Here is a 20,335-nt window from a genome sequence, read left to right as displayed (position 1 = left end):
CACAATGCGTTGCTTAAAGGTCACGCATAGGGTTGGACATCGCCATCGCCATCGCATTGAAGCCGTTGAAGCGCACGCTTCAGGCTGCCTGGTGTCGTTTCGGCAGAATGGCTGAGACGGCGGGGCTTTGCATGGGCGATCAAATCCAGCCGATGGACCGTGACATACCGGCTTCTGCCGCTTGGAGTGATGACTTGATGAAGCAGGATGCGGCATCGCCTGCGGCAGACAGCGATACGGTTGCGACCGTCACCGATCGCCGGGCGCTGTTTGCGCTGCCGGGTCTTGTCTTGGCCGGCGGCGCGTTGCTCTGCGCGACGCTGACGCTCTTCATCCTGCTGGGCGTGACGCCGATCGACCCGACGACGCGCGTCGTCATCACTTCGGTCGTGGTGAATTCCTTCTTCGTGCTTGCGCTGATAGCGCTGATTGGACGCGAAGTTGCGCGGCTGCTTAAGGCGCGCACGCGCGGCCGCGCCGCCGCCCGTTTGCACATCCGGATCGTCGTCCTGTTCTCGATCGTCGCCATCACGCCGGCGATCCTGGTAGCGATCTTTGCAAGTATCACGCTGAATGCCGGGCTCGACCGCTGGTTTGCGCTGCGCACGCAGTCCATCGTCAGCTCGTCGCGCAATATCGGCCAGGCCTACATGATGGAGAACGCCAGCTACCTGCAGGGCCAGACCATCTCCATGGCGAACGACCTGGAACGCAACCGGGTGCTCTACAATCTCGACCGCACGGGCTTCGGGGAATTGATGACGCGCCAGGCGCGGGGCCGCGGGCTGCTCGGCGCATTCCTCGTAGAGAGCGACGGTACGGTCATCGTTCAGGCGGACATCAAGACCGAAAAGCCATTGCCGGCGATACCGCAGGATGCCCTGCAGAAAGCCGCCGCCGGCCAGCCGACGCTCATTCCGCCGGGCGTGACCAACCTTGTCGGCGCCATCATCAAACTCGAGCAGATTCCAAGCGCGTTCCTCTACACCGTGCGTGCCGTCGATCCGAAGGTCATGGGTGCGATGCGCATGATGGAGGAGAATGCGACGGAATACCGCTCGATGGAAGCGGGACGGGTCTCGCTGCAGATTGCGTTCGCGGTTCTCTATATCGGTTTTGCCCTAATCGTGCTGCTTGCGGCGATCTGGACGGCGATTGCCGTCGCGGACAGGATCGTCCGGCCGATCCGCCTGCTGATCACCGCAGCCGACAGCGTAGCCTCCGGCAACATGGATATCGTCGTGCCGGTTCATGCGGTCGATGGCGACGTTGCAAACCTGTCGCGCACGTTCAACAAGATGATTTCGGAAATCCGCACGCAGCGTGACGAGATACTAGAGGCGAAGGACGAGGTCGATGACCGCCGCCGCTTCATAGAGGCCGTGCTGTCGGGTGTGACCGCCGCGGTGATCGGGGTCGAGAGCGACCGGCGGATCACCATCGTCAACAGTTCTGCCGAGACGCTGATGTCGCTGCCGGCGGGCGAGATGCTCGGGAAGCAGTTGAATGAGATTGCGCCTGAAGTCGATCAGGTGCTGACCGAAGCCGCATCGCGCTACCGCAGCGATTTCCGCAAGCAGATTGCCCTCGTGCGCGGCGGAACGGTGCGGACGTTGAGCGTGCAGGTCACGCGCGAGGAAGTTCGCGATACGAGCGACTCCTACGTGATCACGCTCGACGACATTACCGATCTCGTGATCGCGCAGCGTTCGACGGCCTGGGGCGATGTGGCGAGGCGCATCGCCCACGAGATCAAGAACCCCCTGACGCCGATCCAGCTCTCCGCCGAACGCATCCAGCGCCGTTACGGGAAGCAGATCAATCAGGAGGACCGCACGGTCTTCGATCAATGTACCGATACGATCATCCGGCAGGTTGGCGATATCGGCCGCATGGTCGACGAGTTCTCGGCTTTCGCGCGCATGCCCAAGCCGACGAAGGAACAGGCCGACCTGCGCAATATTCTCCGAGATGCCATCTTCCTGCGTGAGATGGGCAATACGCATGTGAGCTTCCTGCAGGAATTCGGCGACAAGCCGCTGGAGGGGCTGTTCGACAGCCGCATGCTAGGGCAGGCATTCGGAAACCTGATCAAGAATGCAGTCGAATCCATCGAGGCTGTGCCGAGCGGCGAGCGCGACGAGCGGAAGGTTCTCGTCAGGGCGTGGTTGGATGAGAGCCGCGACCGTTTCACGGTCGATGTCATCGACAACGGCCGGGGCCTGCCGGTAGAAAACCGGCACGGCATCCTGGAGCCTTATATGACGATGCGGGAGAAAGGCACTGGTCTCGGTCTCGCAATCGTCAAGAAGATCATTGAGGAGCATGGCGGGCAGCTGGAACTGCATGATGCGCCCGCCGATTTCGACCAGGGAAGGGGGGCCATGATCCGCGTGCATCTGCCGCGTCTCGAGCCAGCTCCCGCTGCCCCGGCGTCAAATGACAAGGAAAGTGTGTATGGCCTCTGATATTCTCGTCGTCGATGATGAGCACGATATTCGCGAGATCGTTTCCGGTATTCTCTCGGACGAAGGACACGAGACGCGGACCGCGCATGACAGCGACAGCGCGCTCGCGGCGATTTCCGACCGCGCGCCGCGCCTGATCTTCCTCGATATCTGGATGCAGGGCAGCAAGCTCGACGGTCTTTCCCTGCTGGACGAGATCAAGACGCGTCATCCCGACATCCCAGTCGTTATGATTTCGGGTCACGGCAATATCGAGACGGCCGTCTCCGCCATCAAGCGCGGCGCCTTCGATTTCATCGAAAAGCCCTTCAAGGCCGATCGTCTGATCCTGATCGCTGAGCGCGCGCTGGAAAACTCTAAGCTGAAGCGCGAAGTATCCGAGCTGAAGCGGCGCGCAGGCGACGCTGTCGAACTGATCGGAACGTCGGTTGCGGTCTCGCAACTTCGCCAGACGATCGAGAAGGTTTCGCCGACCAATAGCCGCATCATGATCTTTGGCGCATCCGGCTCCGGCAAGGAGCTGGTGGCGCGCATGATCCACAAGAAGTCGGCGCGCGCCAATGGTCCTTTCGTCGCGCTGAACGCTGCGAACATTACGCCGGATCGCATGGAGGTTGCCCTTTTCGGTACGGAAGGCTTGCCCGGCCAGGCGCGCAAGACTGGGGCGCTGGAAGAGGCCCACCGCGGCATTCTCTATCTCGATGAAGTCGGCGAAATGCCGCGCGAGACACAGAACAAGATCCTGCGCGTGCTAGTCGACCAACAGTTCGAGCGCGTCGGCGGATCGAAGCGGGTGAAAGTGGACGTTCGCATCATCTCTTCGACGGCTTACAATCTGGAAAGCCGCATTGCCGAAGGCTGGTTCCGCGAGGACCTTTACCATCGCCTTGCGGTCGTTCCCGTTCGCGTGCCGGCATTGGCGGAGCGCCGCGAGGACATCCCGTTCCTCGTCGATCAGCTGATGCGTCAGATTTCCGAGCAGGCAGGCATCCGTCTGCGCCGCATCGGCGACGATGCGATGGCGGTGCTGCAGGCTCATGACTGGCCAGGCAACATCCGCCAACTGCGCAACAATATCGAACGTCTGATGATCCTTGCGCGCTCGGACGGCCCGGATGCGCCGATTACGGCCGACATGTTGCCGACAGACCTTGGCGACATGCTGCCGAAGGTATCGGCCAAGAACGACTACCACATCATGACGCTTCCGCTGCGCGAAGCCCGCGAGATGTTCGAAAAGGATTACCTGATCGCGCAGATCAACCGCTTCGGTGGCAATATCTCGCGCACCGCGGAGTTCGTCGGCATGGAGCGCTCGGCGCTTCACCGCAAGCTGAAGTCGCTCGGCGTCTGATTGCTCCCGGCGCGGTTTTCTGCGCCGGTTTCCCATTTCATTGCCTTAAATTCAGGTTTCCCATGCCGAGAATTTCCTATGTGAATGGCCGCTACGAGCGGCACGCCGATGCGATGGTGCATATCGAAGACCGCGGCTACCAGTTCGCGGACGGCGTCTACGAGGTCTGCGAAATACGCCATGGCTATATCGTCGATATCACGCGCCATCTCGACCGCTTGAACCGCTCGCTCGGCGAGTTGCGCATCGCCTGGCCGATGAGTCGACAGGCGATGATCCATGTGATTCGCGAAACTGCGCGCCGGAACAAGGTGCGGAACGGCTTGTTCTACTTGCAGGTGACACGCGGCGTGGCGCGCCGCGACCACGTGTTTCCGGCCGAAGGCACCAAGCCTTCGCTGGTCATCACGGCCAAAAGCACCGATCCGTCAGTGATCGCGAAGAAGAACGCAAACGGAATCAGGGCGATCACCGTTCCCGACAATCGGTGGGATCGGGTCGACATCAAGACCGTCGGTCTTCTCTCGAATGCGCTGGCCCGCCAGCAGGCGAAGGAAGCGGGCGCCCAGGAGGCCATCTATGTCGATACAGACGGCTTCGTGAACGAGGGCGCGGCGACCAATGTCTGGATAGTCGACGCGGACGGCACTTTGATCACGCGCCCTGCCGAACATGGCATCCTGCGAGGCATCACGCGAACGACGCTGATGGACGTCGGGGCGAAGCTCGGCCTCAGGATCGCCGAGCGGAACTTCACCGTCGCAGAAATGCTGGCGGCGCGCGAGGTCTTCATCACGGCTGCCACAAGCATTTGTTTTCCTGTCGTTTCCGTCGACGGGCTGACGATTGCCAACGGTCATCCCGGCACGATCTCGCAGAATATTCGAGAAGCCTTTTTCGACGTTGCGGAAAAGATTGCGATTTGATACCAAGATTTGCTGGACGGAAGGGATGAGGATTACCATCCGCCTTGCAGGAGAGGTTGATTAATATTCACCGGCGCGATCAAGCCGGCAATAAAGAAAGAAGCGGCGCGATGGCGGAACGTTCTCAGAATTTGCAGGACTTATTTCTCAATACTGTTCGCAAACAAAAGATTTCTCTCACAATTTTTCTCATCAACGGCGTAAAGCTCACGGGCGTTGTCACTTCCTTCGACAATTTCTGCGTTCTTCTTCGCCGTGACGGCCATTCGCAACTCGTGTATAAACACGCGATCTCAACGATCATGCCGGGCCAGCCCATGCAGATGTTCGAGAGCGAAGAAGCAGCGTCCTAACAGGATCAGCAGTCATTACGACACGCGATACCAGGAATGATTCCATCATCCCGGAGGCCCAAAGACTTCGGGATGATATGCGGGCAACCGTTGTCGTGCCTGTGCTGAAGCAGGCGCGGAGCAAAAGTGTGCCGATCGAAGGCGCTGCCACCCGCTCGCCTGAGAGCCGCCTTGAAGAGGCGACCGGTCTCGCCGAGGCAATAGATCTCGATGTGGTCGGCGGCGCAATCGTGCCGATCTCTGATCCGCGTCCGGCAACTCTGCTCGGCACAGGCAAGATCGAGGAAATCAAGGCGAAGCTCGATGAGCACGATTCCGGCCTCGTGATCGTCGATCACCCGCTGACGCCGGTGCAGCAGCGCAATCTCGAGAAGGAATGGAACGCCAAGGTCATCGACCGGACGGGCCTGATCCTGGAAATCTTCGGCCGCCGCGCCTCCACGAAGGAAGGCACGCTGCAGGTCGATCTCGCGCATCTGAACTATCAGAAGGGCCGTCTGGTCCGCAGCTGGACCCACCTTGAACGCCAGCGCGGCGGCGGCGGCTTCATGGGCGGCCCTGGCGAAACGCAGATCGAGGCCGACCGCCGTCTGCTGCAGGATCGGATCATCAAGCTGGAGCGCGAGCTGGAGCAGGTCGTCCGCACCCGCCAGCTTCACAGGGCCAAGCGCAGGAAGGTGCCACATCCGATCGTGGCCTTGGTGGGCTACACCAACGCCGGCAAGTCGACACTCTTCAACCGGATCACCGGGGCAGGTGTCCTTGCCGAGGACATGCTCTTCGCCACGCTCGATCCAACGCTTCGCCGTATGAAGCTGCCGCATGGCCGCACCGTCATCCTGTCCGACACCGTTGGCTTCATTTCCGACCTGCCGACGCACCTTGTCGCCGCCTTCCGCGCCACGCTCGAAGAGGTGCTGGAAGCCGATCTGATCCTCCATGTCCGCGACATGTCGGATGCCGACAATCAGGCACAGAGCGCGGACGTGATGCGCATCCTGGACGATCTCGGCATCGACGAGGCCGAGGGCGCAAGGCGCATAGTCGAAGTCTGGAACAAGATCGACCGCCTGGAACCGGAAGCGCATGACGCGATGGTGCAGAGGGCAGCAGGCGCCGAAAACGTCGTCGCCGTTTCGGCCGTCAGCGGCGAAGGCGTCGATCACCTGATGCATGAAATCAGCAAGCGCCTTTCCGGGGTGATGACCGCGACGACGATCAAGCTGCCGTTGGACAAACTGGCGCTGCTGCCCTGGCTTTACGAACATGCGATCGTCGATGGCCGCGAAGACAATGAAGACGGCACGGTGACACTCGACGTAAGGCTCGCCGAAAGCGAAGCGGCCGAATTGGAACGGCGCATGGGTGACGGGCCGAAGCCGCAGAAGGAAGACTGGGAATAGCGTTTAGTTAGCCGAGCTGCCGCTCGATCGCCTTTGCCGCCTGCCAGATTTCCTCCATCCGCTCCAGCGTTGCTGCTTCCAGCGTTTCACCGTCTGCTTCAAGTGTTCTTTCGATGTGATTGAATCGGCGGCGGAATTTTGTGTTTGTGCCGCGTAGCGCTTGTTCGGGATCGGCTTTCACGTGCCGGCCGATATTGGCAATGGCGAAGATCAGGTCGCCGAGTTCGTCGCTGACTTTCGCGTGATTGCCCTCCTTCAGCGCGGCACGAAGCTCGCCGATCTCTTCCTCGATCTTGTCCAGGATCGGTTCCGGTGCCGACCAGTCAAAGCCAACCTTTGCGGCGCGTTCCTGCAGCTTCAGCGCTTCTGTCAGCGCAGGAAAGCTTCGCTGCACGGAGCCAAGAAAGCCAGCCTTGAAGTCGTCGCCGATCCCGCGCTTTACCCGCCGCTCGGCGCGCTCGCGTTTTTCCGCCTGCTTGATCTCGTCCCACTGCTTTCGGACAAGCTCCGGAGTGCCGGCATCGGACCGCGCAAAGACATGGGGGTGGCGGCGGATCATCTTGCGCGTGATGGCTGCGACGACGTCGCCGAAGGTGAATTCGCCGGCTTCCTCGGCCATGCGGGCATGGAAGACGACCTGCAGCAGCAGATCGCCCAGTTCCTCGCAGAGATCGTCCATGTCGTTGCGTTCGATCGCGTCAGAAACCTCGTAGGCTTCCTCGATCGTGTAGGGCTTGATCGTTTCGAAGGTTTGGACGACGTCCCAGGGGCATCCGGTTTCGGGATCGCGCAATGCGGCCATGATCTCGATCAGGCGCGAAATGTCTTTTGAAGCTTCCATGATATCTCAGTTCAAGGGGATGGCATTGGCGTCTTTGGACGCCTGATAGGTGTCGGACAGCGCATCGTAGCGGGCCCTAATGCGGGTGGCTTGCGCTTTCAGGCCAGCTTTCAACGGTTCGTCCTCGGTCTCGATGAGATCGGCGATCGCAAAACTGTTCCAGAAGGCGTTCTGGCGGCGGTATCCGCCGGGTTCGAGGCCGAAGACCTCTTTCAGAATCTTCAGATCGTGGGGGATGGCGAAGCTGTCGCGCGAATCCTCGTGGCTGAAGAAGTAATAGAAATTATCGAAGCCCGCCCAGGTGATCGCAGACATGCACATGCTGCAGGGTTCGTGAGTCGAGACAAAGATGAGCTCCTTGGTCGAAGGCTTGTCGGAGAGTTCGTAGAAACGCTTCAGCGTGTGGATTTCGCCATGCCAGAGCGGATTTTCCAGCTCGTTGTTCGTTTCTGCAACGATAAGCGAAAGGTCAGACTTGCGCAGGACCGCCGCCCCGAAGACCTTGTTGCCCTCGGAAACGCCGAGTTCGGTGATCGGCAGGATATGCTTCTCGATGACTTCGAGAAGGCGGGAAACAATCGTCTTTTCCGGCATGGCTTTCTCCCTGTTTCGTGCAGTTTACCGGTTGCCGCCGGGAAGCGGAATGGATGGTCCCGCCGAATCTGCGCATTTGTCACCACCTTATGAATGGGCTGCAGCATTTTCCAACGACCGGGCGACTTTTCTCAAATCCTTGAGGTGGCGAGCAAAAGAATACGCGCCCGGCGGGGCATTCGAATTTCTGTTTCTTCAATCCGTTGACGGTAAAAGGCATAGTCGGCCCACTTCGAAGTGGAACGATAATGCCTTCCAGCAACGAACAGCTATCGGTATTTCCCGCATTCTTCCGTGTGGAAGGGCGGATTGCAGCCGTTTTCGGCAATGGAGACGAGGCCTTCGCCAAGGTGCGTCTGCTGCTGAACACGCGCGCCCGCATCGTTGCTTATGCGGAACATCCCGAGGCCGACTATCACTCCTTCCTGATTTCCAACCGCATCGAAACGGTTCGTGCGCCGTTCTCGCCCGCGCAAGTGGACGGTGCAACGCTCGTTTTCGCCGCGACAGGCGACGCCGCCGAAGATCGAGCGATCGTGGAAGCTGCCCAGGCGGCCAGAATTCCGGCCAATGCGGTCGACCAGCCGGACTATTGCGATTTCTTCACGCCGGCTCTCGTCAATCGCGCGCCGGTCGCCGTTGCGATCGGCACGGAGGGCGCCGGTCCGGTGCTTGCCCAGATGATCCGCGCGCAGGTCGACCAGTTGCTCTCGCCGTCGCTCGGCCGTCTGGCGGACCTTGCGGCGAGCTACCGCAAGACCGTCGAGCATCTCGTTCCGCGCGGCGTCGCCCGCAGGGTCTTCTGGCGCCGTTTCTTCTCGGGCGCGGTGGCGGATGCGGTCGCGAACGGTAATCTTCCCGAAGCACGCCGCGCCGCAAACGGCCTGCTGCGCTCCGCGGAAAAAATTGAAGGCCGTGTCTGGCTCGTCGGCGCCGGTCCGGGTGCCGAGGATCTGCTGACGTTGCGCGCCCAGCGGGTCATGATGGAAGCCGACGCCATCGTTTTCGATGCGCTGGTGCCGCAGACGATCGTTGATATGGGCCGCCGCGATGCCGAGCGCCTTTCGGTCGGTAAACGCAAGGGTTGCCATTCGAAATCGCAGGAAGAGATTAACGATCTGCTGGTCCAGCTTGGACGCCAAGGCAAGCGAGTCGTGCGCCTGAAATCCGGCGATCCGCTGGTTTATGGCCGGGCAGGGGAAGAGATGGCGGCGCTGCGTGCGGCAGGCATCGGCTACGAGGTCGTTCCGGGCATCACCTCCGCTTTGGCTGCCGCAGCCGATTTCGAGCTGCCGCTGACGCTGCGCGGCGTTGCCTCGTCGCTGGTCTTCACGACAGGGCATGACCTGACCGGCGACGTGCTGCCGGATTGGGCAAGCCTTGCCGTGTCGGGCGCGACGATCGCCGTATATATGGGCCGCACCGTCGCGGCCTCGGTCGCCGCGCGGCTGATCAATGCCGGGCTTCCCGCCGAGACGACCGTTGCGGTCGTCGAGAACGCCAGCCGCCGCGATCGCCGTCTGCTGCATGGCATCTTGCGTGATCTTCCCGACCTGCAGCATCGTGACGAGTTGACCGGACCGGTCATGGTCATTATCGGCGATGCGGTCGCAGGCGCCAATTTCGAACTGTCCGAGCCGCTGGTGCGCCATGAGGCGACCGCGCCGGAATTTGCAAGGAGCTGAACATGGTCGACAAGGTTCTGACCGCCAACAGGCTGACGGACGGCGTGGCCGTATGGCTGAACGCTGGCGGCGAATGGGTAACCTCGCTGCAGGGTGCGCTCATTGCCCGCCATGCCGAGGCCGTGACCGCCTTGGAAGAGATCGGCAAGAAATCCTATGCCGAGAACAAGGTCGTTGACGTTGCCGTCATCGAAGTTCAGGAAACCAACGGCGTTCTATGGCCGCTCCGCCTTCGCGAGCGCATCCGCGCCCAGGGCCCGACCATGGAATATGCGGCGGGCTACAAGCCGGCCGATCCCGAATTCATTGCAGTCTGAGGAAGCTGATGTACCGTTACGACGAATTTGACCACGCCTTTGTCGCCGAGCGCGTCGAGCAGTTTCGCGACCAGGTTCAGCGCCGACTGTCCGGTGAGCTTGCCGAGGATGCGTTCAAGCCGCTGCGCCTGATGAACGGCGTCTATCTACAGCTTCATGCCTATATGCTGCGCATCGCGATTCCTTATGGCACGCTCTCCTCGCGCCAGATGCGTATGCTCGCCCATATCGCCCGCACCTATGACCGCGGCTACGGCCACTTCACGACCCGCCAGAACCTGCAGTTCAACTGGCCGAAGCTCTCCGACATGCCCGATGTGCTCGCCGACCTGGCAACCGTCGAGATGCACGCGATGCAGACCTCCGGCAATTGCATTCGCAACGTGACGGCCGATCATTTCGCCGGCGCCGCCGCGGACGAAGTCGCCGATCCGCGCCCCTATGCGGAAATCCTGCGCCAGTGGTCGTCCGTGCATCCGGAATTCTCTTTCCTGCCGCGCAAGTTCAAGATCGCCGTAACCGGCGCCGAGCGTGACCGCGCCGCGATCCAGGTCCACGACATCGGCCTGCACCTGAAGAAGAACGACAAGGGCGAGATCGGTTTTGCCGTCTATGTCGGGGGTGGCCAGGGTCGCACGCCGATGATCGCCAAGCTGATTCGCGACTTCCTGCCGGAAGAGGACCTTCTTTCCTATACGACCGCGATCATGCGCGTTTATAACCTGCACGGCCGCCGCGACAACAAGTACAAGGCGCGCATCAAGATCCTCGTGCACGAAACCGGCGCCGAAGAACTGGCGCGCCAGGTCGAGGTGGAGTTTGCGCAGCTCAAGGATACCGAGCTGAAGCTGCCGGAAAAGGACGTTCAGGCGATCACCGCCTATTTCGCGCCGCCCGCGCTGCCCGAGCGTGCTGAAGGTTGGGAGAACCTTGCCCGCTGGAAGAAGGCCGATCCGGCTTTTTCCCGCTGGGTGCTGCAGAACGTGGCGCCGCACAAGAACCCCGATTACGGCATGGTGACGATCTCGCTGAAACCGATCGGCGGCATTCCGGGCGATGCCTCCGACGCGCAGATGGATGCCGTTGCCGATATCGCCGAGGAATATGCCTTCGACGAAATCCGTGTGAGCCACGAACAGAACCTCATCCTGCCGCATGTGGCGCTGGCCGATCTGGAAGCCGTCTATCGCGGCCTGGTCGCGGCCGGTCTCGAAACCGCCAATGCCGGCCTCATCACGGATATCATTGCCTGTCCCGGGCTGGACTACTGTGCGCTCGCCAATGCACGCTCCATTCCGGTTGCGCAGGAAATCTCCAGGCGGTTCGGCGATCCGGCGCGTCAGGCCGAGATCGGCGAGCTGAAGATCAAGATTTCCGGCTGCATCAACGCCTGCGGACATCACCATGTCGGCCATATCGGCTTGCTGGGCGTCGAAAAGAAGGGTGCCGAACTCTACCAGATCACTCTTGGCGGCTCCGGTGACGAGCACACCTCGATCGGCGAGATTATCGGCCGGGGCTTCGAACCGGACAAGGTGACGGACGCGATCGAGACGATCGTCGATACCTATCTCGGCTTGCGTCAGGCCCCATCGGAAACCTTCCTCGCCGCCTACCGCCGCGTCGGACCGCAGCCCTTCAAGGATGCGCTCTATGGCGCGGCTGCGGAAGCGGCATAAGGAGGGGATGATGATGAAGATCTGGAGAGAAGTCGGTTTTGCCGCCAGCGATCCCTGGGTGATCGAAACCGAAGAGGTGAAAGCGGAGGGCGATCAGAAGCCGCTGCTCGGCCTCGACGAATTGATCGCAAAGGCCGGCGAGAGCAACGATGTCGGCCTCGGCGTGCTGATCAAGCCGGCCGACGACGTCCGCAAGCTTGAGCCGTACCTCGATCGCCTCGATATCGTCGCCGTTGCCTTCCCGGCATTCAGTGACGGCCGTGCTTTCAGCCATGCCTCGCTGCTGCGCGAGCGGCTCGGTTATGCCAAGGAACTGCGGGCTGTGGGCGATGTGCTCATCGACCAGATCCCGCTGATGCTGCGCGTCGGAATCGACAGCTTCACCGTGACCAACGAAACGGCCCTCAAGCGCCTTTCCGAGAACCGGCTGCCCGGAATTCCGCATCATTATCAGCCGGCTGCGCGTGACGCGGAGGCCGGTAAGGGCTATAGTTGGCGCCGTCAGGCGAAGCCGGCGGCATAATGCCGGCTCGCCGTCTCTGATGACGGAAGCGATGCAATGAAACATTTCGAAGTGGCGGTGATCGGCGGCGGTCTCGCCGGCATGGTGGCCGCGATCGCACTGGCTCGCGGCGGCCGTAGCGTGGCGCTGATTGCCCCTACCGCGGCGACCGGGGACCAGCGCACGACGGCGCTGATGGATCAGTCGATCCGCTTCCTCGATCGCTTGTCTCTATGGGACAAGCTGAAGCCTGAAACCGCGCCGCTGAAGAGCATGCGCATCATCGACGCCACGAATCGGCTGCTGCGTGCGCCAGCCACGACCTTCCGCGCCGCCGAAATCGGTCTCGACGCCTTCGGTTACAATTTCCCGAACAAGGCTCTGACCGGCGTGCTTGAGACTGCCGTCGCCATAGAAGGCAATATCACGCGATTCACCTCTTATGCCGACAGCATCGATATAGGCGAGAATGCCGTTTCCATCGCGCTCGCAGGCGGCGAGGTTCTGTCTGCGGATTTCGCCGCCGGCGCCGACGGCCGCAAGTCGAAGCTTAGGGAAGCAGCCGGCATCGGTGCCCGCAACTGGTCCTATCCACAGTCGGCCATGGTGCTGAACTTCGGCCATTCGCTGCCGCACGAAAACATCTCGACGGAATTTCACACCGAGAGCGGCCCCTTCACTCAGGTACCCTTGCCAGGCAATCGCTCCAGCCTCGTCTGGGTCCAGGATCCGTCGGATGCCGCCGCTGGCCTCGAATTGTCGCTTGCTGAATTGAGCAAAGTCGTCGAAGGGCGGATGCAGTCGATCCTCGGCAAGGTGAGCGTCGAGGAAGGCGTACAGGTCTGGCCGCTTTCGGGCATGATGGCGCACCGCTTCGGCAAGGGCCGGATGGCGCTGATCGGAGAGGCCGCGCACGTCTTCCCGCCAATCGGGGCGCAGGGCCTCAATCTCAGCCTGCGCGATATCATGGCGCTGGCAGATATTCTCTGCCACCGCGCCGAAATACCGACACCGGCCGATTCGGGCGATCGGTTCGACCGAAGGCGCCGCGCCGACATCATGACGCGAACGGCGAGCGTCGATTTGCTGAACCGCTCGCTTCTGTCTGGTTTCCTGCCGGTCCAGATGCTGCGCGCTGCGGGCCTTCACATCCTCTCGGCATTTCCGCCGCTTCGCAGCGTCGTCATGCGTGAAGGCATCGAGCCGGGCGGCGGCTTCCGCGATATTCCAAGCGCCTTACGGGAAAAATTCAGCCGAAGGAAAGCCTGATCCGCCTAGCCGATCTGCATCAGGATCGGAAAAGTCTGCTGGAACCAGATGGCGGCATCACTCACGAATCCGAAAATGAAGGCGAGCCCTGTCAGCACGAGGAAGGCGCCTGTGATTTTTTCGACGGTGCCGAGATGGCGGCGGAAGCGCGCCAGAAAGTTCATGAAGGCGCCGGAGAAGCCGGCGGCGATCCAGAATGGAATGGCAAGGCCCAGCGAATAGACGGCAAGGAGCCCGGCGCCGGAGCCAACCGTCTCGCGCGATGCCGCGACCGCCAGAATGGCGCCGAGCACCGGCCCGATGCAGGGCGTCCAGCCGAAGGCGAAGGCAAGTCCCATGATATAGGCGCCGGTCAGCGTCGCCGGCTTGCCGCCGCTCTGGAAGCGGGCCTCGCGCGCGAAAAGCCCGATTCGGAAGACGCCGAGGAAATTCAGCCCCATGAGGATGATGATGAGGCCGCCGATCTTCGCCAGAAGATCCAGATGCTGGCGCAGCAGCATGCCGATGCTGGAAGCCCCGGCGCCGAGCGCGACGAAGACCGTGGCGAACCCGAGCGTGAAGAACAGCGCCGAAAACAGCACACCGCGCCGGAAATCGGGCGCAACTGCAACAGCATTGCCACCGCGAAACTGCTCGACGGAAATACCTGCCATATAGCAGAGATAGGGCGGAACGAGGGGAAGCACGCAGGGGGAAAGAAAGGAGAGGGCTCCCGCAAGCAGGGCGCTCAACAGGGAAATATCGGCAATCGACACGCATTCTCTCCGGCTGCAATCCGGCGGATGTTTAGCGCCGCAACCCGCCGATTGCCAATCACCTTTTCGCGCTCCGGCAAGAAATGTGCCTAACGCGGCGAAAAAGAGAGATTTTTCGGTTGACCGCAATAGGTCGCCTGCATATGTTCCGCGCACTTCCGGCCGGGGCGGCCTTTCAGCCCAAGGCATCAAGGGAGAGCGTAGCTCAGCTGGTAGAGCAACTGACTTTTAATCAGTAGGTCCCGGGTTCGAGCCCCGGCGCTCTCACCAAGGATTTCAATGACTTGGTGAAGAATCATATATTTGGTGACTGCTCCAGTCGCCACGGAGGGGGCTTTCCGGGCCCGTCCGCAATCAAATTGCATGTTTCAGACAGCGGGAATCGACCGATCCGAATGATGTTTCCGTCAAAGGGGAACCTCCGAAGCTCCATCCGATAAGGAGGACCGCATCGCGATATCAAAGGACGAGGCGCGGAAGATGCTCGCCGAAGCATACGCCAACACACCAATCATGCCGGAGACAAAGCACTACACTGATGGCCTGCCACACGAGCCGTGCAACCTTCGACAGCTGTTCATAGGCGGGCGGAAAGGCAAGAAGGGTGAAAGCGGGTCCCGGGCCTGGCAAAACATCTACACAGAGAAAGAGAACCGAGAGACATTCAGTCGTGGCCTTGATGCGATGCAAGACACCCACGTGCGTGTCCTCACCGAGGCTATGACCGCGAAGCGCCTCAGCGAACTCGGGGAGACACGCGGCTACCGTGGCCGGCACGCAATCGATGCTGGGCGCCGTCTTCTCCGAGCAGCGAACGACAACTTCGAAATGGCGATGGAATTGGCTCGGTATGCCGCGGAAGAGTGAGTAGGGAAGTTTCTCCCTGTTCATCCCCCTTTGAGGATGAAGGGGATGGTGAAGGCCATCTCCAATCCTTTCCGGGCGCACATATTGGTTGCGACAGACGCTCGGCCTGCGATGAGCCGGGCGTAACTATCTAAACTTCGGCGCGCGTTTGGCGTTGTACATGAGTTCGCACGCGGTCGCGAACGGACCAAATAACCGGAGGAGCCTCGTTTCTTCTTCATCGTCCAATCGATGTCGCGAGCAGAACTCCGTCACCGACCAGACCTTTGTTGCCATATTCGAGTCTGCAATTTCCGGCTCAATGCGTTCCATAGAAATCCTCCCGCTCCTAATGGGACAACACTACTAAAGTCTAATTTAGAAGCAAATGAAATAACAATGCTGGCGCGATTTTTGTCGTTTCGCCATCCCCTGGCGCGCCTCCTCCGCCCCGGGTTTGAGCCCCGGCGCTCTCACCAAAAATCAGCAATGAGATCGCGATAGACCTCACGGAAGCTCAGTCAAGCGGATGTTTTGCTCCCGTTCATAATCGGGATGTTAATGTCGATCTCCAATGTCTGAGGAGATCGACAGATGCGCGTAACGCAGATTCTTATGGGGCTTGCCGCTGCGGCCACGCTGATGACTGCCCCTGCACCCAGCTTTTCCCAGGATTTCGAGTTCTACATAGGCAGGGACCAGCCGCGCTATTACTATGATGACGACGACTATGAGCGGCCAAGGTATAGGTATGATCGGCAGCGTCCGCGGTGGCGTCAGTGCACATCCGGCCAGGCGCTCAACATATCCCGCCGATATCTTCGAAACCCGAGAGTTGCGAGGACATCGTACGATTCCATCGTCATAATTGGCCGCGGCAGAGTTAACGAGCGGATTCGCATGGTTTTTGGAAGAGAGCCCGGTTGCCCGCGGATCGGCTAACGAGAAACCGTGCATCCGAAGGTCAAGCCCGCCGTCTGGCGGGCTCTTTTATGGGAGCCGCCCGGGTCGCGGAGACCCGGCATCAGGCCTCGTATGGTCCACGTGCCGGATCTCCTTTTGCCGTAGCGGGGAGGGGTGCTCTACGGCCCAAGGACATTGATCGGCTGCTGCTGAGTCGGTCCATCTCAATGGACGGGTAAGGATAACGGCCGGTAAATATCCACTGGGTGCGCTTCGATCAGGGACATCATCACCCTTGGAGCATTCTACAGCTTGGCCGCGGGTGCTTCACCGTCCGCTTTGGACGGCCTGGTACACCATTTCGCAGATTCGAGCCTCTGGTCTGTCGTTTTTCGGATTTGCGCAAACCTTCCCAACGGCCCTGAACGCCCTAATTTCCGGGTTCTAACAAGGAGGTTGCCATGGCCGACTCTGCCAATCAGACGGTGCCGACGCGCAGGGTATTGCGCGGCAGGCCTTACAGCATGAGCGAATTCGCCCGGAAATACCGTTTGGATGAAAAGGAGGCCAAGCGGCTTTACGAAAAATTTGGACCGTCGGCGACCGAACTCGATCTCCTGATGGCCGCCAAGCGCAAGCCGCCGACACTGCCGCTGGATTTCGACGCCTGATGAGAACGCGCACCGGGGGCTGCCTCTGCGGCGCGGTCAGATATGAGGTGAAGGGCGAGCCGCTTCGCGCCGGCCTCTGTCATTGTGCGGACTGCCGCAAGGAGAGCGGCTCGGCTTTCGTCACGTTCGCCGTGTGGCCGCGCGAAGCATTCGACCATTCCGGTCCGGCTGCGACACATCAAGGCCGCAGCTTCTGCCCGGTATGCGGCGGGCGTCTGTTCTGCCTGACGGACGAGGAAGCGGAACTCCGGCTCGGCTCTCTCGACGACGCGCCAATGGAGATCGCGCCGCTCTACGAGATCTGGGTCAAACGCCGCGAAAGCTGGCTGCATCCGCTGCAGAGGACTGACCAATATCAGGAAGACGCCGGCTAAAGCGGACTTTCATTACCAAGATTTAATTGCACATTTTCGTCATTCCATGCGAATGCGCCTCTAACGCTAATTTCCGGTTCATCTTCACTATGACTATCTGGATGGTGAACGGAAACAGGCCCTCTCATTTTGATTTGAGGATTTTATGGACGATTCCCCATCTGGGATTGGCGCGAAGGGTACAGCAGCCAATGCGGATCTTGCCGCAGTCCTCGCTGTATCCGGCAAGCGAGGCAAGGGCCGTCGTTGGCGCGGGCGCCTTATCGCTGCCGTCGTGTTGGTCGCCGTCGCCGGTGCAGGCGTTTATTTCTATGCCGGTCGCAGCGGCAATGCATACAGCTATACGACACAGCCGGTAAAGCGCGGCGATCTGACGGTCCTGGTAACCGCGACCGGCTCGGTGCAGCCGACGCAACAAGTTGACATATCGAGCGAACTTTCCGGCACCGTGCGCGAGGTCAATGTCGATTACAACAGCGAAGTCAAATCCGGCGAGGTGCTGGCGGTTCTCGATACGAACAAGCTGGAAGCCGATGTGAAGAGCTCGCGCGCGAAGCTCGATTCGGCCAAGGCGAACGTGTTGAAGGCCCATGCCGACCTGCTGTCGGCGCAGGTCTCGCTGGAGCGTTTGAAGAGCCTGGTCAGAGGCAGCGTCTCGACGCAGCAGAGCCTTGACGATGCGACTTACAAATACGAGTCCGCCGCAGCCACGAAGCAGATCAATGAGGCGGAGGTGCTTTCGGCCGAGGCCGATCTGCGGCTCGCTGAGGTCAACCTTGCCAAGGCCAGGATCGTTTCGCCGGTCGACGGCGTCATTCTGACCCGCTCGGTGGATCCGGGCGCGACCGTCGCTGCCTCGCTTTCAGCCCCGATTCTCTTCACGATCGCCGGCGATCTCCGGAAGATGGAACTGCAGGTTGATGTGGACGAGGCCGATGTCGGCCAGATCGCCGTCGGGCAGAAGGCGACCTTCACGGTCGACGCCTATGCGAACAAGAGCTTTCCCGCCGAAATCGAGCAGATCCGCTTTGCTTCGGAGACCACCAACAATGTCGTCACGTACAAGGCCGTGCTCTCGGTCGACAATGCCGATCTCCTGCTGCGCCCCGGCATGACAGCAACGGCGGATATTACCGTGGAGGCCGTTAAGAATACGCTGATGGTACCGAACGCGGCGCTGCGCTATGCGCCGCCGGAGGCCGAATCGCGCGGCGGACGCGGCATCTTCGGTCTGTTCCGTCCGCCGCGCATGGGGCCGCGTTCGGGCGGCAACGGCGCTGAAGCGCTCACGGGCGCGAAACGCCGGGTCTGGGTGCTGCGCGAGGGCCGCCAGGTGCCGCTGGTCATCCAGGTTGGATCGTCGGACGGTCAGTTCACGCAGGTCACGACCGGTGAACTCAAGGAAGGCGATGCGCTTGTGACCGACGCGATGGCGCGGGCGCGATAGGCGGGCGGAAAGATGACCAGTCCACCGCTTCTCGAATTCAGGCAGGTGTCGAAGATCTACGGCCGCGGCGAGGCGGCGATCCGCGCGCTCGACCATGTCGATCTGCAGATCAATACCCATGAATTCGTCGCGATCATGGGGCCGTCGGGTTCTGGCAAGTCGACGGCAATGAATATCCTCGGCTGCCTCGATGTGCCGAGTGCCGGCGATTACGTCTTCCAGGGCATATCCACGACCGGTTTCGGCCGTAACCAGCTGACGCTGCTCAGACGCCATATGCTGGGATTCGTCTTCCAGGGGTTCAATCTTCTTGCGCGGACATCGGCGGTGGAGAACGTCGAGCTGCCGCTGATCTATCGAGGTATTGCGGCGGGCGAGCGCCACAGGCGTGCCAAAGAGGCGCTGGGTTTGGTCGGGCTGGCGGGACGCGAGCACCACAAGACACAGGAGCTTTCCGGCGGCCAGCAGCAGCGCGTGGCGATTGCCCGCGCGATCGTCACTGAACCGGCGCTGCTTCTCGCCGACGAGCCGACCGGCAATCTCGACACGAAAACCAGCGCCGAGATCATGGATCTGATGACACGGCTGAACCGGGAGCAGGGGATCACCATCGTCATGGTCACGCATGAACCGGACATTGCGGCTCATGCTGAGCGCATACTTCGTTTCGTCGATGGAAAGCTCGAGGCAGAGATCGCGCATCAGGGCGAGGTGGACCATGTTCCTTGAAACGCTGAAACTCGCACTGCGCGCCATCAGCCGCAACATGCTGCGTTCCTTCCTCACTGTGCTTGGCGTTGTCATAGGTGTCGCCGCGGTCATTGCATTAGTGACCATCGGTAACGGCACGACCGAGCAGGTCTCGTCCGAACTCTCGCGACTCGGAACCAACATGCTCTTCGTGCGGCCCGGCCAGTTCGGTCCGGGGCGCGCAAGCTCCGAGGCGAGGCGGTTTACCGTCAAGGATGTCGACGCGATACGGGATCAAGTAGGTGGTCTTCGCGCTGTCGCGCCGCTCAACCAGACGACGGCGACGGCGATCTATGGTGGCCAGAGCCACTCGACCACCGTCATGGGCACGACGAACGACTATTTCATCGCGCAGGACTGGGACATTGCGCTCGGCCGTACCTTCGAGGCGGCGGAAGAGCGCGGACGCGCCCGCTGCATTCTCGGCGAAACGGTGCGGTCGCAGCTTTTCGGTGCGGCCAACCCGACAGGGCAGCAGATTCGCGTGGGCAAGGTGTCCTGCAGCGTCATCGGCGTACTGGCGAAACGCGGTCAATCGGGCATGGGTACCGATCAGGACGATGTTGTGATCATGCCGGTGAAGGTCTATCAGCGCCGCATCGGCGGCCGGGCCAATGCCAATGTCCAGATGATTGTCGTTTCAGCCCGCGATGGCGTCGCGACCTCCAAGGTTCAGACCGAGACTGAGAACCTGCTGCGCGAGCGCCGCAAGATCATTCCGGGCCGCGAAGACGATTTCAACGTCAACGACATGACGCAGATCGCCGAAGCGATGACGGGCACGACGACATTGCTCACGGGCCTGCTCGGCGCCGTTGCCGCGATCAGCCTTCTGGTCGGCGGGATCGGCATCATGAACATCATGCTGGTGTCGGTCACCGAACGCACGCGGGAGATCGGCATCCGGCTTGCGATCGGCGCGCTTGAAACCCAGGTCCTCATGCAGTTCCTCGTCGAGGCCGTCGCGCTGTCACTCTTCGGCGGCATCACCGGCATAGTGCTTGGAATGGGCATCGGCTTCACCGCTGTCACCTTGTTGAAGGTTCCTTTTGTCGTTAGCCCTCTGATGATCGCCATTGCTTTCGTCTTTTCGGCGGCCATCGGCATGATCTTCGGCTATTTCCCGGCCCGCCGCGCGGCGCAGTTGAACCCGATCGAAGCCTTGCGCCATGAATGAAAAAGGCCGGGCGATCACCCG

General features: G+C 61.0%; 20 protein-coding genes and 1 tRNA gene. 17 read left to right on the top strand and 4 right to left on the bottom strand.

All coding sequences use genetic code 11. From position 1 onward, the window contains the following. The first annotated feature begins 197 nt into the window (after nucleotides 1-197). The 5 genes from N2599_RS08980 to hflX all read left to right on the top strand — a co-directional run bounded on the left by N2599_RS08980 (nucleotide 198) and on the right by hflX (nucleotide 6,504). Nucleotides 198-2,468, top strand: coding sequence for a sensor histidine kinase NtrY-like (locus N2599_RS08980; protein WP_027509440.1), 2,271 nt, complete (start codon nucleotides 198-200; stop codon nucleotides 2,466-2,468). After that, nucleotides 2,458-3,822, top strand: coding sequence for a nitrogen assimilation response regulator NtrX (ntrX, locus tag N2599_RS08975; protein WP_027509441.1), 1,365 nt, complete (start codon nucleotides 2,458-2,460; stop codon nucleotides 3,820-3,822). The genes N2599_RS08980 and ntrX overlap by 11 nt, the downstream gene beginning before the upstream one ends. A 62-nt stretch (nucleotides 3,823-3,884) precedes the next feature. Then, nucleotides 3,885-4,748 carry a D-amino-acid transaminase gene (locus tag N2599_RS08970; RefSeq protein ID WP_027509442.1) on the top strand — a complete coding sequence of 288 codons (864 nt, stop codon included), beginning with the start codon at nucleotides 3,885-3,887 and terminating at the stop codon, nucleotides 4,746-4,748. A gap of 110 nt (nucleotides 4,749-4,858) precedes the next feature. After that, entirely contained in the window at nucleotides 4,859-5,101 is a 243-nt protein-coding gene (gene hfq / locus N2599_RS08965) for an RNA chaperone Hfq (protein ID WP_003539403.1), read from the top strand. A gap of 77 nt (nucleotides 5,102-5,178) precedes the next feature. Further along, nucleotides 5,179-6,504: a GTPase HflX gene (gene hflX, locus N2599_RS08960; RefSeq protein ID WP_027509443.1), complete on the top strand. Its 1,326-nt coding sequence runs from the start codon at nucleotides 5,179-5,181 to the stop codon at nucleotides 6,502-6,504. A 7-nt stretch (nucleotides 6,505-6,511) separates the two neighbouring features. Here the strand turns inward: hflX and mazG are convergent, their stop codons facing one another. Beyond that, nucleotides 6,512-7,345 carry a nucleoside triphosphate pyrophosphohydrolase gene (mazG, locus tag N2599_RS08955; RefSeq protein ID WP_027509444.1) on the bottom strand — a complete coding sequence of 278 codons (834 nt, stop codon included), beginning with the start codon at nucleotides 7,343-7,345 and terminating at the stop codon, nucleotides 6,512-6,514. 6 nt (nucleotides 7,346-7,351) lie between these two features. Beyond that, on the bottom strand, nucleotides 7,352-7,939 hold the full coding sequence (locus N2599_RS08950) for a nucleoside deaminase (RefSeq protein ID WP_027509445.1): 588 nt from the start codon (nucleotides 7,937-7,939) through the stop codon (nucleotides 7,352-7,354). A 248-nt stretch (nucleotides 7,940-8,187) separates the two neighbouring features. Between N2599_RS08950 and cysG the strand changes: the two genes are divergently transcribed. From cysG to N2599_RS08925, 5 genes are read left to right on the top strand one after another with little or no spacing between them, the layout of a single operon-like run. After that, on the top strand, nucleotides 8,188-9,624 hold the full coding sequence (gene cysG / locus N2599_RS08945; RefSeq protein WP_027509446.1) for a siroheme synthase CysG: 1,437 nt from the start codon (nucleotides 8,188-8,190) through the stop codon (nucleotides 9,622-9,624). A 2-nt stretch (nucleotides 9,625-9,626) separates the two neighbouring features. Then, entirely contained in the window at nucleotides 9,627-9,941 is a 315-nt protein-coding gene (locus N2599_RS08940; RefSeq protein WP_027509447.1) for a DUF2849 domain-containing protein, read from the top strand. A gap of 8 nt (nucleotides 9,942-9,949) precedes the next feature. Continuing rightward, a complete protein-coding gene (locus N2599_RS08935; protein ID WP_027509448.1) occupies nucleotides 9,950-11,620 on the top strand; it encodes a nitrite/sulfite reductase in 1,671 nt (556 codons plus the stop codon). Nucleotides 11,621-11,630: 10 nt separating this feature from the next. Further along, nucleotides 11,631-12,143, top strand: coding sequence for a DUF934 domain-containing protein (locus N2599_RS08930; protein ID WP_027509449.1), 513 nt, complete (start codon nucleotides 11,631-11,633; stop codon nucleotides 12,141-12,143). Between the two features lie 36 nt (nucleotides 12,144-12,179). Then, a complete protein-coding gene (locus N2599_RS08925) occupies nucleotides 12,180-13,391 on the top strand; it encodes a UbiH/UbiF family hydroxylase (RefSeq protein ID WP_027509450.1) in 1,212 nt (403 codons plus the stop codon). 5 nt (nucleotides 13,392-13,396) lie between these two features. Here the strand turns inward: N2599_RS08925 and N2599_RS08920 are convergent, their stop codons facing one another. Continuing rightward, the gene (locus N2599_RS08920; RefSeq protein WP_027509451.1) at nucleotides 13,397-14,146 is read right to left on the bottom strand and encodes a cytochrome c biogenesis CcdA family protein; all 750 of its coding nucleotides are present in this window, start codon (nucleotides 14,144-14,146) and stop codon (nucleotides 13,397-13,399) included. Nucleotides 14,147-14,340: 194 nt separating this feature from the next. On the opposite strand from N2599_RS08920, the gene N2599_RS08915 reads away from it, so the two are divergent. Both N2599_RS08915 and N2599_RS08910 read left to right on the top strand, forming a co-directional pair. Further along, nucleotides 14,341-14,416, top strand: a tRNA-Lys gene (locus N2599_RS08915). Between the two features lie 210 nt (nucleotides 14,417-14,626). Next, nucleotides 14,627-15,013, top strand: a complete 387-nt coding sequence (locus tag N2599_RS08910; RefSeq protein ID WP_027509452.1) for a hypothetical protein — start codon at nucleotides 14,627-14,629, stop codon at nucleotides 15,011-15,013. A 126-nt stretch (nucleotides 15,014-15,139) separates the two neighbouring features. On the opposite strand, the gene N2599_RS08905 is transcribed toward N2599_RS08910, so the two are convergent. Beyond that, a complete protein-coding gene (locus tag N2599_RS08905; RefSeq protein WP_027509453.1) occupies nucleotides 15,140-15,325 on the bottom strand; it encodes a hypothetical protein in 186 nt (61 codons plus the stop codon). 1,031 nt (nucleotides 15,326-16,356) lie between these two features. On the opposite strand from N2599_RS08905, the gene N2599_RS08900 reads away from it, so the two are divergent. The 5 genes from N2599_RS08900 to N2599_RS08880 all read left to right on the top strand — a co-directional run bounded on the left by N2599_RS08900 (nucleotide 16,357) and on the right by N2599_RS08880 (nucleotide 20,314). Continuing rightward, a complete protein-coding gene (locus tag N2599_RS08900; protein ID WP_027509454.1) occupies nucleotides 16,357-16,566 on the top strand; it encodes a hypothetical protein in 210 nt (69 codons plus the stop codon). Next, the gene (locus N2599_RS08895; RefSeq protein ID WP_027509455.1) at nucleotides 16,566-16,940 is read left to right on the top strand and encodes a GFA family protein; all 375 of its coding nucleotides are present in this window, start codon (nucleotides 16,566-16,568) and stop codon (nucleotides 16,938-16,940) included. The genes N2599_RS08900 and N2599_RS08895 overlap by 1 nt, the downstream gene beginning before the upstream one ends. Before the next feature lie 145 nt (nucleotides 16,941-17,085). After that, the gene (locus tag N2599_RS08890; protein ID WP_027509456.1) at nucleotides 17,086-18,387 is read left to right on the top strand and encodes an efflux RND transporter periplasmic adaptor subunit; all 1,302 of its coding nucleotides are present in this window, start codon (nucleotides 17,086-17,088) and stop codon (nucleotides 18,385-18,387) included. Between the two features lie 12 nt (nucleotides 18,388-18,399). Beyond that, a complete protein-coding gene (locus N2599_RS08885) occupies nucleotides 18,400-19,116 on the top strand; it encodes an ABC transporter ATP-binding protein (protein WP_027509457.1) in 717 nt (238 codons plus the stop codon). Beyond that, nucleotides 19,106-20,314: an ABC transporter permease gene (locus tag N2599_RS08880; RefSeq protein ID WP_027509458.1), complete on the top strand. Its 1,209-nt coding sequence runs from the start codon at nucleotides 19,106-19,108 to the stop codon at nucleotides 20,312-20,314. The genes N2599_RS08885 and N2599_RS08880 overlap by 11 nt, the downstream gene beginning before the upstream one ends. Nucleotides 20,315-20,335 lie beyond the last annotated feature (21 nt).

The organism is Rhizobium sullae, from assembly GCF_025200715.1.
Classification (GTDB): Bacteria; Pseudomonadota; Alphaproteobacteria; order Rhizobiales; family Rhizobiaceae; genus Rhizobium; species Rhizobium sullae.
The sequence above is the reverse complement of the archived record's forward strand: the minus strand, read 5'-3'. Positions and strand labels throughout refer to the sequence as shown.